Genomic DNA, 12,937 nt, shown 5'->3' on the forward strand with positions numbered 1-12,937 from the left:
GTGACGCACCGGGGGAGGGGCGGTGACGGTTCGGGGATGCCGGGATGAACGTCCGGCGAAGCGGGCCCGGATCGGCGGCCCCCGTCCGCCGCGCCGGGCACCCTGGAGAGGTGAGAATCGCTCTGGTAGCCGAGTCTTTCCTGCCCCACATGAACGGCGTCACGAACTCCGTCCTGCAGATGATCCGTCACCTCGAGCTCCGCGGGCACGAGACCCTCGTGGTCGCCCCCGACGCCGGAGGGGCCGCGCAGCCCGCTCCGTCGGGGCGCACCGCGCTGCTGCCATCGCTGCCGATGCCCGCCTACCCGGATGTGCGCGTGGCGCTTCCCAGCACCGGCCGCATGACGCGCGTGCTCCGCGATTTCCAGCCGGATGTCATCCACCTGGCCTCGCCCTTCGCACTGGGGTGGAAGGGTCAGGTGGCGGCCGACGTGCTCCGGGTGCCGAGCGTCGCGGTCTACCAGACCGACGTCATCGCCTACGCCGAGCGCTACGGGGTGCCAGGGGCCGCGCCCCTCGCGTCGGCGCACGTCGCGCGCCTGCATCGACGAGCCACCCTCACCCTCGCGCCCTCGTCCGCGTCCCAGCAGCAGCTCGCCGCCCTCGGCGTCGACCGGCTCCGGCGCTGGGGCCGGGGTGTCGACGCCGAACGATTCCGCCCGGAGCGCCGCAGCGAGGCCTGGCGCGCGTCCATCGCGCCCGGTGAGGTGCTGATCGGCTACGTCGGCCGACTCGCCCCGGAGAAGCAGGTCGACGACCTGCGGGTTCTGTGCGGCATCCCCGGTGCGCGCCTGGTGATCGTGGGCGACGGGCCCGAGCGCGCTCGCCTCGAGCGGGAGCTCCCCGGCGCGGTGTTCACCGGATTCCTCGGAGGAGATCAGCTCGCCATCGCGATGGCGAGCGTGGACGTGTTCGTGCACCCGGGGGAGAGCGAGACCTTCTGCCAGACCGTGCAGGAGGCCCTCGCATCCGGCGTGCCCGTGGTCGCGACGGGCCGCGGGGGTCCCCTCGACCTCGTGCGCTCGAGCGTGGACGGCTGGCTCTATCGTCCCGGCGACCTGGACGACCTGCGCCAGCGCGTGCTCGACCTCGTCGGCGACGACGCCAAGCGTCGCTCGTTCGCCGCGGCCGCGCGCGAGAGCGTGAGGATGCGCACCTGGGAGTCGCTGGGCGATCAGCTCATCGAGCACTACCGCGAGGCGGAGCGCCTGCGTCCCCTCGACGAGGCGGCGCGGTCGCGCGGCCTGCCGCGGCCCGCGATCGTGCAGCCTCCGCAGCGGCGACAGTGGCGGCGGTACGTCGCCCTGGGCGATTCGCTCACCGAGGGTCTGTGCGACACGTCGCGCATGGCGCCGGGCGAGTATCGCGGGTGGGCGGATCGCCTCTCCCGCCTGCTCGCGCAAGGGGTCGATCGCTTCGAGTACGCCAACCTCGCCGTGCGCAGTCGTCGTGTCCGCGACCTGGTGAGCGAGCAGACCCCGCAGGCGCTCGCCCTCAAGCCCGACCTCGTGTCGGTGTTCATCGGCTCGAACGATCTGGCAAGTCACGGCGCGGATCCGCTGCGCCTCGCCGTCCACGTCGAGAAAGCGGTGCGCGACATCCGAGCCACGGGTGCCGATGTGCTGCTCGTGGCGCCGTGCCTTCCGGCGATCCGTGCGGCCCGGATCTTCGCGCGCCGTTTCGCGGTATACGCCGCCGAGATGCGTCGCATCGCCGCCGCCACCGACTCCTACCTGCTCGATGTCGCGGCCATGCCCGCTCTCGACGATCGCTCGATGTTCGCGCCCGACCTCGTCCACCTCTCCTCGCGCGGCCATCGCCATCTGGCCTATCGCGCGGCCGAGGCGCTCGGCGTGCCGGATGCGGAGGCGCTGGGCCTGCTCGACGACGCGCTGCACGAGCATGGCCGCGACGACGAGCACCGCGGTCCGTGGTTCACCGTGCACGCTGTGCCGTGGATGTGGCGCCGGATGCGCGGGCGCACGGCGGGCGACGGCCTCGTCTCCAAGCACGCCGACGTCGTCGTCATCCCCGGAGGCGAGACCGCGCGGCGCCGTCAGCAGAGCTGAGCGGCGCGGCTACTGATCGACGGCGCCCGCGCCCTTCGCCTCGTCACGCAGGTCGTCGGCGACGGGATCGGTGGGGTCCTCGACCGCCTCGTCGGGGTCGATCGTGGGCGGCGGGAGCTTCAGCTCCGCGTCGTCATCGAGGTCGACCTCGCGGTCCTCGTCGGGCACGTCCTCGTCGTGCAGCACCGGGCGCACGACCTCCGGGGGCTGGTTCGTGAAATCGCTCATGCCCCCACGCTGGCACCGGTTCCGCACGCTCACCAGAGCCTGACTGGATCCGGATCCCGCTGGTAGGGTGGGTAGGAAAAGTCCATATCTATAAGAGGAGCATGACGGCTCCTCACCCTTTGCCCTGTCCAGGGCGCGACAGAAGGAGAGAGACCTCTTGGAAGGTCCTGAAATCACTGCCGCCGAGGCCGTTCTCGACAACGGCCGCTTCGGCACCCGCACGATCCGCTTCGAGACCGGTCGTCTCGCACAGCAGGCCCAGGGCGCGGTCGCCGCGTACCTCGATGAGGAGACGATGCTCCTCTCGGCCACCAGCGCCAGCAAGCACCCCCGCGAGGGCTTCGACTTCTTCCCGCTGACGGTCGACGTCGAAGAGCGCTCGTACGCCGCGGGCAAGATCCCCGGTTCGTTCTTCCGCCGCGAGGGTCGTCCCTCGACCGAGGCGATCCTCGTGTGCCGTCTGATCGACCGTCCGCTGCGTCCGTCGTTCGTCGACGGCCTCCGCAACGAGATCCAGATCGTCGTCACCGTGCTCTCGATCGCCCCGGGCGAGTTCTACGACGCCCTGGCCATCAACGCCGCGTCGGCCTCGACCCAGATCTCGGGTCTGCCGTTCTCCGGCCCCATCGCCGGCGTGCGCCTCGCGCTCATTCCGGGTCACGGCGAGCACGCCGACCAGTGGGTCGCGTTCCCGAACGCCGAGCAGGTCGAGTCGGCCGTCTTCGACCTGATGGTCGCGGGTCGTGTCCTCGACAACGGCGAGGTCGCGATCATGATGGTCGAGGCCGAGGCCACCGAGAACAGCTGGAACCTCATCAAGGCCGGCGCCGTCAAGCCCAACGAGGAGATCGTCGCCGGCGGTCTCGAGGCCGCCAAGCCCTTCATCAAGCAGCTCGTCGCGGCGCAGGCCGAGATGGCCGCCAAGTCGTCGAAGACGCCGCTCGAGTTCCCGGTCTTCCCGGCCTACTCGGACGAGACCTTCGCGTTCGTCAACGAGAAGGCGTACGGCGAGCTCGTCGAGGTCTACAAGATCGCCGACAAGCAGGAGCGCCAGAACGCCGACGACGCCGTCAAGGACCGCGTCAAGGCAGAGCTGATCGAGAAGGTCGAGGCGGGCGAGCTGCCCGCCGCCGCCCCGCTCGAGTTCTCGGCCGCCTACAAGTCGGTCACGAAGAAGATCGTGCGCGGTCGCATCCTCTCCGAGGGTGTCCGCATCGACGGTCGCGGCCTGGCCGACATCCGTCCGCTCGACGCCGAGGTGCAGGTCATCCCGCGCGTTCACGGCTCGGCGATCTTCCAGCGCGGCGAGACCCAGATCATGGGTGTCACCACGCTGAACATGCTCAAGATGGAGCAGCAGATCGACTCGCTGTCGCCCACGACGAGCAAGCGCTACATGCACCACTACAACTTCCCGCCCTACTCGACCGGCGAGACCGGACGTGTGGGCAGCCCCAAGCGTCGCGAGATCGGTCACGGCTTCCTGGCTGAGCGCGCGCTCGTTCCGGTGCTGCCGTCGCGCGAGGAGTTCCCCTACGCGATCCGTCAGGTGTCCGAGGCTCTCGGCTCCAACGGCTCGACGTCGATGGGCTCGGTGTGCGCGTCGACCCTGTCGCTGCTCAACGCCGGTGTGCCGCTGCGCGCCGCCGTCGCGGGCATCGCGATGGGCCTTGTCACCGACCAGGTCGACGGCCAGACGCGCTACGCCGCGCTGACCGACATCCTCGGTGCCGAGGACGCCCTCGGCGACATGGACTTCAAGGTCGCGGGCACGAGCGAGTTCATCACCGCGATCCAGCTCGACACGAAGCTCGACGGCATCCCGTCCGAGGTTCTCGCGGGCGCCCTGACGCAGGCCAAGGATGCGCGCACGCGCATCCTCGAGGTCCTGAACGCCGCGATCGATGCGCCCGACGAGATGGCGCCGACGGCGCCGCGCGTCATCAGCGTCCAGATCCCGGTCGACAAGATCGGCGAGCTCATCGGCCCCAAGGGCAAGACGATCAACGCCATCCAGGACGAGACCGGCGCCCAGATCTCCATCGAGGAGGACGGCACCGTCTACATCGGCGCCACCGATGGCCCGTCGGCTGAGGCCGCTCGCGCTCAGGTGAACGCGATCGCCAACCCGACGAACCCCGAGATCGGCGAGCAGTTCCTCGGCACGGTCGTGAAGATCATCCCCTCGGGCGCGTTCATCTCGCTGCTCCCGGGCAAGGACGGTCGCATGCACGTGACGCAGATCCGCAAGCTCAACGGCGGCAAGCGCGTCGAGAACATCGAGGACGTCGTCTCGGTGGGCCAGAAGATCCTGGTCCGCATCGCCGAGATCGACGACCGCGGCAAGATGGCGCTCGAGCCGGTCGTCGAGGAGGCTGCGGCCTCCGAGACCGAGGCTCCCGTCGAGGGCTGACCCCTCCGCGTCGAACGGCCCGCTCATCTCCGGATGGGCGGGCCGTTCCGTTGAGCACCCACGTGACCGAAGCGTTACGGCGCGGCGCGCGTGCCGGTCGGCAGACTGGAATACCCTCGTAGCACGCATCGGTTTGATGGTGTGCCGCGAAGTCGTACCCCCGGGCGACGCGCGCGAAGGGGGGCGGGGAATGGAAGAAGCGCCGGCGAACACGCCGACACGTGCCTCTCACGCGCGCCTCGAGCACCCCTCAGCCCCGATTCCGGTGCAGGGGCCCGCGCTCGGCAGCTTCGTGCGGGAGCAGTTCGGCGACACCGATCTCTCGATCTTCCCGGTGATGCTCGGCGGTTCCGAGTTCGGCTGGACGATCGATCAGGCCCGCGCCGACGCCCTGCTCGATCACTTCCACGCCATCGGCGGAAACGCCGTCCACACGGCTGACAGCTTCGCCGCCGGTCGCAGCGAGCACATCCTGGGACGCTGGATCCGTCGCCGCAAGGTGCGAGACGACGTGGTGCTCGCGGTGCGCGTCGGCGACCACCCCGACAATCCCGGGCTGGGGTCGATCAATCTCGTCCGCGCGGTGGAGTCCTCCCTCACGCGGCTGGCCACCGACCGCATCGACGTGCTCTACCTCGACGGCACGGCCGAGCCGGTGGAGTCCCTCGAAGACACCCTGGCGACCGCCGAGTGGCTGATCGAGACCGGCAAGGTGCGCTACGTCGCCTCGCACGGGCTCACGGCCGAGCAGCTGGTGGAGGCGCGCATCCTGTCTTCCGCCGGCTACCCGCGACTCGTGGCCGTCGACGTGCCGTATAACCTCATGCGCCGCGCCGAGTTCGAGGGCGATCTGCGTCTGGTGGCGGGCGCCCAGGGCATCGCGGTCACCCCGTCCCAAGCGCTGGAGCACGGCTTCCTCTCGGGCCGGCATCGCTCGCGTCAGGAGGTCGCGACCTCGGCACGCGGGCGCCTGCTCGCCGGAGCGCTGAATCGCCGGGGAGCACGCGTGCTGAAGGCGCTCGACGCCATCTCGGCGGAACTGGGTGTCTCGCACGCGGCCATCGCCGTCGCGTGGCTGCTGTCGCAGCGCTCCGTCGTGGCGCCGATCGTCAACGTGCATTCGCCCGCGCAGCTCGACGAGCTGGTGCAGGGCGTGGGCGTGCGCCTGACGCGGGCGCACCTGTCCGAGCTGGCACGCGCCGCGGAGTGACGCTTCGCGACACCGCCCGGCGATCTCGTCACGGGGGCACCGCTCTCCGTGCGCCGTACGCGGGGCTGATGGACTCATCGCGTAGGGTGTGTGAGGATCCCGGCGCCCCCGCGCCCGAGCGATCCGCCTGACTGATCACACGCGACGAGGGATGAGGTGAGGCAGTGGCGCACTACATCTATCTCGTCCGTCATGGCGAGCAGCAGGACGCCGAGCACGGCATGGAGGACGGCCCGCTCTCTCCGCGAGGTCGTCGTCAGGCGGAGCTCCTCGCCGACCGCCTCTCGGGCATCCCGTTCGACAACGTGTGGCACTCACCGCTCGTGCGCGCCTCCGACACGGCTCGGATCATCGCCGAGCGCATGCCCGCGATCACGCCCGAGCCGCACGCCCTCCTCTTCGACTGCGTGCCCACGGGCATGACCGACGAGACGCCCTCGGCGTTCGAGCCCTTCTTCGGATCCGTCACCGAGGCGCAGATCGAGGCCGGCAGCGCGCAGATGGCCGACGCGGTGGGTGAGTTCCTCGTCCGCAAGAAGGGCGACGTGCATGAGCTGCTCATCACCCACAACTTCGTGATCTCGTGGTTCGTGCGCGAGGTGCTCGGCGCGCCGGAGTGGCGCTGGATGACCCTCAACCAGGCCAACTGCGGCCTCACGGTCATCGCCCAGCGCCAGGGCCGCCCCTGGACGCTCCTGACGCACAACGACCTCGCCCACCTCCCGGTCGAGCTCCGCACGGGCCTCCCGGAGCAGTACACCTACTGACGCGCGCGGGCCGGCCGGCGCCCGGAACGGGAGGGGATCCCGCAAGCTGAGGGCCTGATCCGCGATCCGGGTCCTCCCGTTGTGTGATTCCCTCCCGCTTCGCGCCCGGTGCCGCCCGCTTGGGCCCGCCCCGGCGCCCGGACGGGAGGGGATCCCGCATCCGGAGGGCCTGATCCGCGATCCGGATCCTCCCGCTGCGTGATTCCCTCCGGCCTCGCGCCCGGTGCCGCCAACCTCGTCCCCGGAAGGGGAGGGCATCCCGGATCGGGAGGGCCTGATCCGCGATCCGGGTCCTCCCGATGCGTGATCCCCTCCCGCTTCGCGCCCGGTGCCGGCCACCCCGGCGCCCGGAACGGGAGGGCATCCCGGATCCGGAGGGCCTGATCCGGGATCCGGATCCTCCAGCTGCGGGATCCCCTCCCGCTCCGCCCGGCTCAGACGAGCGTCTTGGCGTACCGGCGCGTCGCGTCGGGGTTGTCGTTGGATCGCCTGGCCGGTCGTTACGTTAGCGCGCCTCGTCGATGACGCCCATCAACCGCTCGAAGACGTCCGCATCGAATCCAGTGATGCTGTGGAGGTCTTCTTCAAATGCCGGATTCGAGGTGATAGACGGTGATGAACAGCCCGGCCCGAAGAATCCTTATCTCCTCAGATGTAACGAGAAAGTCTCCGTGGGGCAGCTGTTGCATGCTGGTCATGATATTGCCGTTGTTCCGGCGGACGCGTGCTTTCCGTGAATGAGAACCTTACGCGTCACACAGTCGCGTTGGGGTATTCGTCGTTTGATGTCCGGGCGGTACGACCGTTGACTTCGCGGTGATCCCGACAATCAGAGCGAGGCCCCCGAGCAGCGCAATGAGGGTAGCGATGACCATTCCAGTAGCGTCCGCGGGAACCATCGCGCACCCCGCGGATGACTCCTCGTACGGACACGCGCGCCACGGCTGGAAGAAAAACACAACCGTGGCGACGCCGCCGAAGACTGCGAGCGAAGCTCCGCAGGTAACCAACCTGCCACGTGTCTTCGGCTTCATGCCCTCACCCTACGAGAACCCGCGGAGGGACACGCTGGGCGCTCGCGCTCAGACGAGCGTTTTGTCGTACCAGCGCGTCGCGTTGGGGTTGTCGTGCATCATTCGACGGTCCCGGTTCCGACGACCTGTGGTCCTTCGAGGACATCGAACTCGACACCTGGTCGTAGTGCGCTGTAGTCGATTTCGTAGAGCGGAACCAGCACTACGGTCGTGCGTTCGCCAGGATGGATCAGGTCGGACGCATCACTGTGAAATGTCACGCCCAGCAGCGCTTCATGTCCGCGCACTCGAAGATGAGGGTGGTATTCGCCATTCAAGCCCGCGGCAGTCTTGCGCCCGCCATCCGCGGCAGATCGCATCGCCACAGTCGCGGGCATCAACGGGCGACGCGCTTGACTCATGTCGGCATTATCGCTGGCGCGAGCGCGCCATCAGAGCACCTTCCGCAACCACACAGGCGCGTTCGGGTTGTCGCGGTTCGAGGCGTATCCAAGCCATGCCTCCGGAGCAGGCGACTACCTCCACGTTCCGCGCCACTTCCGCAGTTGCATCACAGCGGTGCCACCTCCGAGAGCGACGAGGATCCAAGGGGCGACGGGTTCCAGCATCGCTCCAGTGGAGCTGTGAACGATGTTGCTATCAGCGTCGTTGAGGACTCCGGTCGGCTGGTACTGCGCCCGAGCCATTCCGTCGGATCCGGGCGTCCCATCCAGCGCGACACCCGTGAGGCGAATCTCGCCGTCGTCGCTCAGCCAGGTGCCGATGCTCTGGCAGCGGTGTCGGATGCCGCCGCCGGTACAGCTCTCTTCGGTGAACGTTCCCCAATGCCTCGGCTCATCGGCGTCGAGCGCGACTGCCACCCCGACGACTACGCCGACGAACGTCGTCACGGTCATCGCGACGAGGAATAACGCGCGACCGGCGATGATGAGCCAATGCCACCCGCGCGCTCGCTGTCGAGGAAGACGACGGTGGCGTACGCGACTCACGCCGTGAGCCTAAGACCGGGAGTCACGGGCTCAGGCGAGCGTCTTGGCGTACCAGCGCGTCGCGTTGGGATTGTCGTTGTAGGGCTCGATCTGCTCGAAGCCCGTGCGGGCGTACAGCGAGGCTGCGGCCTCGAGAGTGTGGTGGGTGTCGAGCAAGAGCTCCCGGGCACCCCAGGAGCGGGCGCGGGCCTCGAGCTCCTCGATGAGCAGGCGGCCGGCGCCGAGTCCGCGGGCGGCCGGGCGCGTGTAGACGTGCTTGATCTCGAAGCGCGGGCCGGCAGGTCCGTCGGCGATGCGCCGCACGGCGCCGCATCCGATCAGCCCTCGCTCACTGTGCTCGATGAGCAGCAGCACGCCATCGGGCTCGCGGAACGCGTCGGGTCCGGGCAGCACCGGGCGGTAGTCGCCGGGGAAGCCGGCGGCGCGCTCGGCGAAGTACTCGACGATCAGTTCGCGGGCGTCGGGGTCGGTAGGGGAGGCGGCGCGGAACGACATCACATCTTCGAGCGTACGACTGTCGGCGAGCGGATCGGTTGAACCGCGAACCTAGGATGGAGGCATGACGACACGGATCGCGCTGGTCGGCGGAAACGGCAAGCTCGGCGGCATCATCCACCAGGTGATCGACGAGCTCGACGGCTTCGAGGTCACCGCGGTGCTCGGCTCGCGCAGCGATCTGTCCGAGCTCGACGGCGCGGACGTTGTGGTCGATGCGTCGACGCCGGCCGTGAGCATCGACGTGGTGCGCGCGGCGATCGAGCGCGGCCTCAACGTGCTGGTCGGCACCAGCGGCTGGTCGGCCGAGCGCATCGCTCTGGTGCGTCCGCTGGTCGAGGCAGCCGGAACGGGCGTCGTCTTCATCCCCAACTTCTCGCTTGGATCCGTCATCGGCAGCGCCATCGCCGCCGCGTCCTCGCGCTTCTTCCCGTTCGCCGAGATCGTCGAGGCGCACCGGGACACGAAGATCGATTCGCCCAGCGGCACCGCGGTGCGCACGGCCGAGCTGATCGCCGCGGCGCGCGCGACGCCTGTCGAGGCGCCCTATGCGGATCAGCGGGCCCGCGGCCAGCAGGTCGCGAGCGTGCCGGTGCACTCGCTGCGACGCCCGGGCGTCGTCGCGAAGCAGGAGGCGATCCTGTCGGGCCCGGGGGAGTCGCTGACGATCGTGCACGACACCACCGACCCGGCCGCGGCGTACGCGGCCGGCATCGCGATCGCGGTGCGGAACGTGCTCGACGTGCGCGGTGTGGTCGTGGGACTGGAGAGCTTCATCGACATCGGGATCGGATCGCCGCAGGCGGCTTCGTCGGGCCCTGTCGCCGAGGAGGGCACGCCCGGTCAGGTGGCGCGGGTGACCAGCGCGTGAGTGCTCGCATCGGCGTGGCCGTGATGGCCATCGTCCTCGCCCTCTACATCGCCCTCGTCGGCTGGCGCTCCGTGCAGCTGTTCCAGACGGGCGAACCCGTGGCCGTCGCCATGGCGACCGCTCTCGTGGTGCTGCCCGTGATCGCCGTATGGGCGCTGGGACGCGAGCTGTGGTTCGGCTGGCGCGCGGATCAGCTGGCCCGTCGGCTCGAATCGGAGGGCGGGCTTCCCGAGGAGATCGTCGCCACCACCCCCAGCGGGCGTCCGACCCGCGCCGAGGGCGACGCCGTCTTCCCGCGCTACAAGGCCGACGTCGAGACGAGCCCGCAGGACTGGAAGGCGTGGTTCCGCCTCAGCCTGGCTTACGACGCGGCCGGCGACCGCCGCCGCGCTCGTTCGGCCGTGCGAGAGGCCATCCGCCTGGAGCGCACGGAGCGCCGGGGCCGCTGAGCGCACGGAGCGCCTGGACCACGGAGCGCCGGGGCCGCTGAAGGCGCAGGGCGCGGTGGATCCCGCGTCAGGCCGGGATCGCCGCCGCGACCGCATCCTCCACGGTGCGATGGCGGAACGAGAACCCGGAGGCCGTGAGCGCGTCGGGCTCGACCAGCGCATCGCTGAGCAGCAGGCCGTCGGCGAAGGAGCGTCCGAGTGCGGCACGCAGGGCGAAGGCCGGCGCGGGCACGAGGAACGGCTTCTGCATGCGCATCGCCACCGCGAAGCCGAGGTCGTTCGCGGTCGCCCGGGTGGGCCCCGCGAGATTCACCGGACCGGTCAGATCCTTGTCGATCACATGCAGGATCGCCGCGACCTCGTCATCGAGGGAGATCCACGGCCACACCTGCGTTCCCGGGCCGATCGGGCCGGCAACGCCCGCACGCGTGAGGGCGATCAGCGGCTTGAGCACGCCCGCGGGGTGCACAACGGGCGCCGTGCGCAGCAGCGCCACCCGATCGCCCGCGATGAGGGCGGCCCGCTCCCAGTCGACGCAGAGGTCGGCGAGGAATCCCCGCCCGCGTCCGGTCGCCTCACTGATGCGCACTCCCGGTCGCGAACCGTAGAAACCGACGCCGCTGGCCGAGACGAGCAGGGGGCGTTCTGCGGGGGGCAGCGCGTCGATCGCCCGCGCGAGCGTGCGCGTGGGGGTGAGTCGCGACCACAGCATCGTGCTCCGATAGGAGCGCGTCCACGGGATGCGCCCGATGGAGGCCCCGTTCAGGCCGACGACCGCGTCGGCGGAGGCGACCAGCGACGGATCCAGGGGACCGTCGTGCAGCCAGCGCACCTCATCCGGTGCGGTCGCCGGATGGCGCACAAGACGGGTCACACGATCGCCGCGCTCCCGCAGGGACGCGACGAGGGCGCGCCCGATGAGACCGGACGCGCCCCCGATGACGATGTGCATGGCTCAGGCCAGCGTCGCCTCGAGCGTGATGGTGATGCCCGCGAGCGCCTGCGACACCGGGCAGCCCGACTTCGCCTCCTCCGCGAGCGCGGCGAACTTCTCGGCGTCCAGGCCCGGCACGACCGCGCTGACGTTGAGGTGGCTGCCCGTGATGCCCGTACCCGGCTTGAACGTGACCGATGCCGTGGTGTCGAGCTTCTCGGGCGGGGTGCCGTTCTGGGAGAGCGCGTGCGAGAACGCCATGCTGAAGCAGGAGGCATGCGCCGCCGCGATGAGCTCCTCGGGCGTGGTGGTCGAGTCCGATCCCTCGGAGCGCGCCTTCCAGTTGACCGGGAAGGTGCCGATGCCGGAGGCGAACGAGACGGATCCGGATCCCTCGGTGAGGCTTCCAGCCCAGGCGGTGGTGGCTTCGCTGGTGACGGTCATAACGTCCTCCGATTCGGGGATGAGCGGGTGTCGGCGCCAGCCTATCGACCAGCGCGGATCACGTCACCGGCCTCGGAGGACGGGCGCGTCGCTCAGGCGGCGCGTTCCCGCCCGAGGACACCGGCGCGCTGCAGCAGCAGGTAGAGCTGGCAGCCGAGGCAGAAGGCGAACGCGGCGTTGAGGAAGGCCGCCACCAGCGCCATCGCCGCCGCGATGGGCAGCGCCCAGGGCACACCGATCAGGTGAAGGATCAGGCCGAGGCCGGTCACGAGCAGACCGACCCCCTGCGCGAAGCGCGGCGGTCGCGGATCCTCGAGCTCCGCCGGGGGCGCCAGCCGCGGGCGCACGACCTTCCGGAACAGCAGGCCCCACGGAGCCGTCGACGGCGAGGCGACGCCCCACACGAACAGCAGCGCCACCACCAGCACGGCCAGGAAGCCCGCATCGGCGACGCGGGCGCCCAGGTCGGCGGCCGGCGGTGCGGTGATCAGGGCGAGGAACGTGGCGACGACGAGCAGCACAGTGGTGATCGTCGCGGCGAAGCGCGGACCGCGCGGGTCGATGCCGGCGGGAGTCTCAGGCATGTGCGGTCTCCAGGATGGTGTCGAGCTCGCGGATGACCTCATCGCGGCGAGGCGCACCGGCGATCCGGGCGCGCACGGTGCCGGCGGCGTCGACGAGCAGAGTGGTCGGGGTCTGCAGCACGTGGAACCGCTTCGCGAGATCCGGGCGGTGTGTCAGGTCGACGTCGACGTGGGTCACGCCCTCGCGCTGCTGCGCGATGCCGCCGAGTACGCGCCGCGTCTGCGGGCATCGCGTGCAGAACTCGGTGCTGAACTGGACGAGCGTCGCATCCGACCCGAATTCCGAGGCGTCCCTGCCGAGGGCGGTCGCGGTCGCGTGCTCCCTCTCGCGCGCGCGGTGGCGCACATGCCCGTCGCGATGACGCAGCACTACGCCGACGGTCGTGCCGACGAGCACGATCGCGGCCAGCACGATGAGCGCGGCGACGGGGTCCATAGCGGCGACGATAT

The 12,937-nt window shown here is 70.2% G+C and carries 14 protein-coding genes; 6 read left to right on the forward strand and 8 right to left on the reverse strand.

The window, feature by feature from the left end:
- Positions 1 to 110: 110 nt before the first annotated feature.
- Positions 111 to 2,069, forward strand: a complete 1,959-nt coding sequence (locus tag J5V96_RS07385) for a GDSL-type esterase/lipase family protein (RefSeq protein ID WP_208502198.1) — start codon at positions 111 to 113, stop codon at positions 2,067 to 2,069.
- A gap of 9 nt (positions 2,070 to 2,078) precedes the next feature.
- On the opposite strand, the gene J5V96_RS07390 is transcribed toward J5V96_RS07385, so the two are convergent.
- Positions 2,079 to 2,297, reverse strand: coding sequence for a hypothetical protein (locus tag J5V96_RS07390; protein ID WP_208502464.1), 219 nt, complete (start codon positions 2,295 to 2,297; stop codon positions 2,079 to 2,081).
- Between the two features lie 157 nt (positions 2,298 to 2,454).
- Between J5V96_RS07390 and J5V96_RS07395 the strand changes: the two genes are divergently transcribed.
- The 3 genes from J5V96_RS07395 (at position 2,455) to J5V96_RS07405 (ending at position 6,687) form a co-directional block, all read left to right on the forward strand.
- Positions 2,455 to 4,710, forward strand: a complete 2,256-nt coding sequence (locus J5V96_RS07395) for a polyribonucleotide nucleotidyltransferase (protein WP_208502200.1) — start codon at positions 2,455 to 2,457, stop codon at positions 4,708 to 4,710.
- A 190-nt stretch (positions 4,711 to 4,900) separates the two neighbouring features.
- Positions 4,901 to 5,920, forward strand: coding sequence for an aldo/keto reductase (locus J5V96_RS07400; RefSeq protein WP_208502202.1), 1,020 nt, complete (start codon positions 4,901 to 4,903; stop codon positions 5,918 to 5,920).
- A 164-nt stretch (positions 5,921 to 6,084) separates the two neighbouring features.
- A complete protein-coding gene (locus tag J5V96_RS07405) occupies positions 6,085 to 6,687 on the forward strand; it encodes a histidine phosphatase family protein (protein WP_208502205.1) in 603 nt (200 codons plus the stop codon).
- Between the two features lie 1,132 nt (positions 6,688 to 7,819).
- On the opposite strand, the gene J5V96_RS07410 is transcribed toward J5V96_RS07405, so the two are convergent.
- The 3 genes from J5V96_RS07410 to J5V96_RS07420 all read right to left on the reverse strand — a co-directional run bounded on the left by J5V96_RS07410 (position 7,820) and on the right by J5V96_RS07420 (position 9,205).
- Positions 7,820 to 8,122 (reverse strand): hypothetical protein, encoded by a 303-nt coding sequence (locus tag J5V96_RS07410; protein WP_208502207.1) that lies wholly within the window; start codon positions 8,120 to 8,122, stop codon positions 7,820 to 7,822.
- Between the two features lie 114 nt (positions 8,123 to 8,236).
- Positions 8,237 to 8,617 carry a hypothetical protein gene (locus J5V96_RS07415; RefSeq protein ID WP_208502209.1) on the reverse strand — a complete coding sequence of 127 codons (381 nt, stop codon included), beginning with the start codon at positions 8,615 to 8,617 and terminating at the stop codon, positions 8,237 to 8,239.
- Positions 8,618 to 8,740: 123 nt separating this feature from the next.
- Complete coding sequence (locus J5V96_RS07420; protein WP_208502454.1) at positions 8,741 to 9,205, reverse strand: GNAT family N-acetyltransferase; 465 nt, start codon at positions 9,203 to 9,205, stop codon at positions 8,741 to 8,743.
- A gap of 64 nt (positions 9,206 to 9,269) precedes the next feature.
- Here J5V96_RS07420 and dapB point away from each other — a divergent pair, with 64 nt between their 5' ends.
- Both dapB and J5V96_RS07430 read left to right on the forward strand, forming a co-directional pair.
- Entirely contained in the window at positions 9,270 to 10,076 is an 807-nt protein-coding gene (gene dapB, locus J5V96_RS07425) for a 4-hydroxy-tetrahydrodipicolinate reductase (protein ID WP_208502211.1), read from the forward strand.
- A complete protein-coding gene (locus J5V96_RS07430; protein ID WP_208502213.1) occupies positions 10,073 to 10,525 on the forward strand; it encodes a hypothetical protein in 453 nt (150 codons plus the stop codon). The genes dapB and J5V96_RS07430 overlap by 4 nt, the downstream gene beginning before the upstream one ends.
- A 67-nt stretch (positions 10,526 to 10,592) precedes the next feature.
- Here J5V96_RS07430 and J5V96_RS07435 read toward each other — a convergent pair whose 3' ends face one another.
- From J5V96_RS07435 to J5V96_RS07450, 4 genes are all read right to left on the reverse strand, one after another.
- On the reverse strand, positions 10,593 to 11,477 hold the full coding sequence (locus tag J5V96_RS07435) for a TIGR01777 family oxidoreductase (RefSeq protein WP_208502214.1): 885 nt from the start codon (positions 11,475 to 11,477) through the stop codon (positions 10,593 to 10,595).
- 3 nt (positions 11,478 to 11,480) lie between these two features.
- Entirely contained in the window at positions 11,481 to 11,903 is a 423-nt protein-coding gene (locus J5V96_RS07440; RefSeq protein ID WP_208502215.1) for an OsmC family peroxiredoxin, read from the reverse strand.
- 92 nt (positions 11,904 to 11,995) lie between these two features.
- Positions 11,996 to 12,487: a DUF4395 domain-containing protein gene (locus J5V96_RS07445; protein WP_208502216.1), complete on the reverse strand. Its 492-nt coding sequence runs from the start codon at positions 12,485 to 12,487 to the stop codon at positions 11,996 to 11,998.
- Positions 12,480 to 12,923: a TlpA family protein disulfide reductase gene (locus tag J5V96_RS07450; RefSeq protein WP_208502217.1), complete on the reverse strand. Its 444-nt coding sequence runs from the start codon at positions 12,921 to 12,923 to the stop codon at positions 12,480 to 12,482. The genes J5V96_RS07445 and J5V96_RS07450 overlap by 8 nt, the downstream gene beginning before the upstream one ends.
- Between the last annotated feature and the right edge of the window lie 14 nt (positions 12,924 to 12,937).

Origin of the sequence: Microbacterium stercoris (assembly GCF_017592545.1) — a bacterium.
GTDB classification, from domain to species: Bacteria; Actinomycetota; Actinomycetes; order Actinomycetales; family Microbacteriaceae; genus Microbacterium; species Microbacterium stercoris.

Coding starts and splice junctions, on each gene's coding strand:
- J5V96_RS07445 (WP_208502216.1), bottom strand. CDS start 12,487: ATGCCTGAGACTCCCGCCGGCATCGACCCGCGCGGTCCGCGCTTCGCC.
- J5V96_RS07435 (WP_208502214.1), bottom strand. CDS start 11,477: ATGCACATCGTCATCGGGGGCGCGTCCGGTCTCATCGGGCGCGCCCTC.
- J5V96_RS07420 (WP_208502454.1), bottom strand. CDS start 9,205: ATGTCGTTCCGCGCCGCCTCCCCTACCGACCCCGACGCCCGCGAACTG.
- J5V96_RS07410 (WP_208502207.1), bottom strand. CDS start 8,122: ATGAGTCAAGCGCGTCGCCCGTTGATGCCCGCGACTGTGGCGATGCGA.
- J5V96_RS07390 (WP_208502464.1), bottom strand. CDS start 2,297: ATGAGCGATTTCACGAACCAGCCCCCGGAGGTCGTGCGCCCGGTGCTG.
- J5V96_RS07450 (WP_208502217.1), bottom strand. CDS start 12,923: ATGGACCCCGTCGCCGCGCTCATCGTGCTGGCCGCGATCGTGCTCGTC.
- J5V96_RS07440 (WP_208502215.1), bottom strand. CDS start 11,903: ATGACCGTCACCAGCGAAGCCACCACCGCCTGGGCTGGAAGCCTCACC.
- dapB (WP_208502211.1), top strand. CDS start 9,270: ATGACGACACGGATCGCGCTGGTCGGCGGAAACGGCAAGCTCGGCGGC.
- J5V96_RS07415 (WP_208502209.1), bottom strand. CDS start 8,617: ATGACCGTGACGACGTTCGTCGGCGTAGTCGTCGGGGTGGCAGTCGCG.
- J5V96_RS07400 (WP_208502202.1), top strand. CDS start 4,901: ATGGAAGAAGCGCCGGCGAACACGCCGACACGTGCCTCTCACGCGCGC.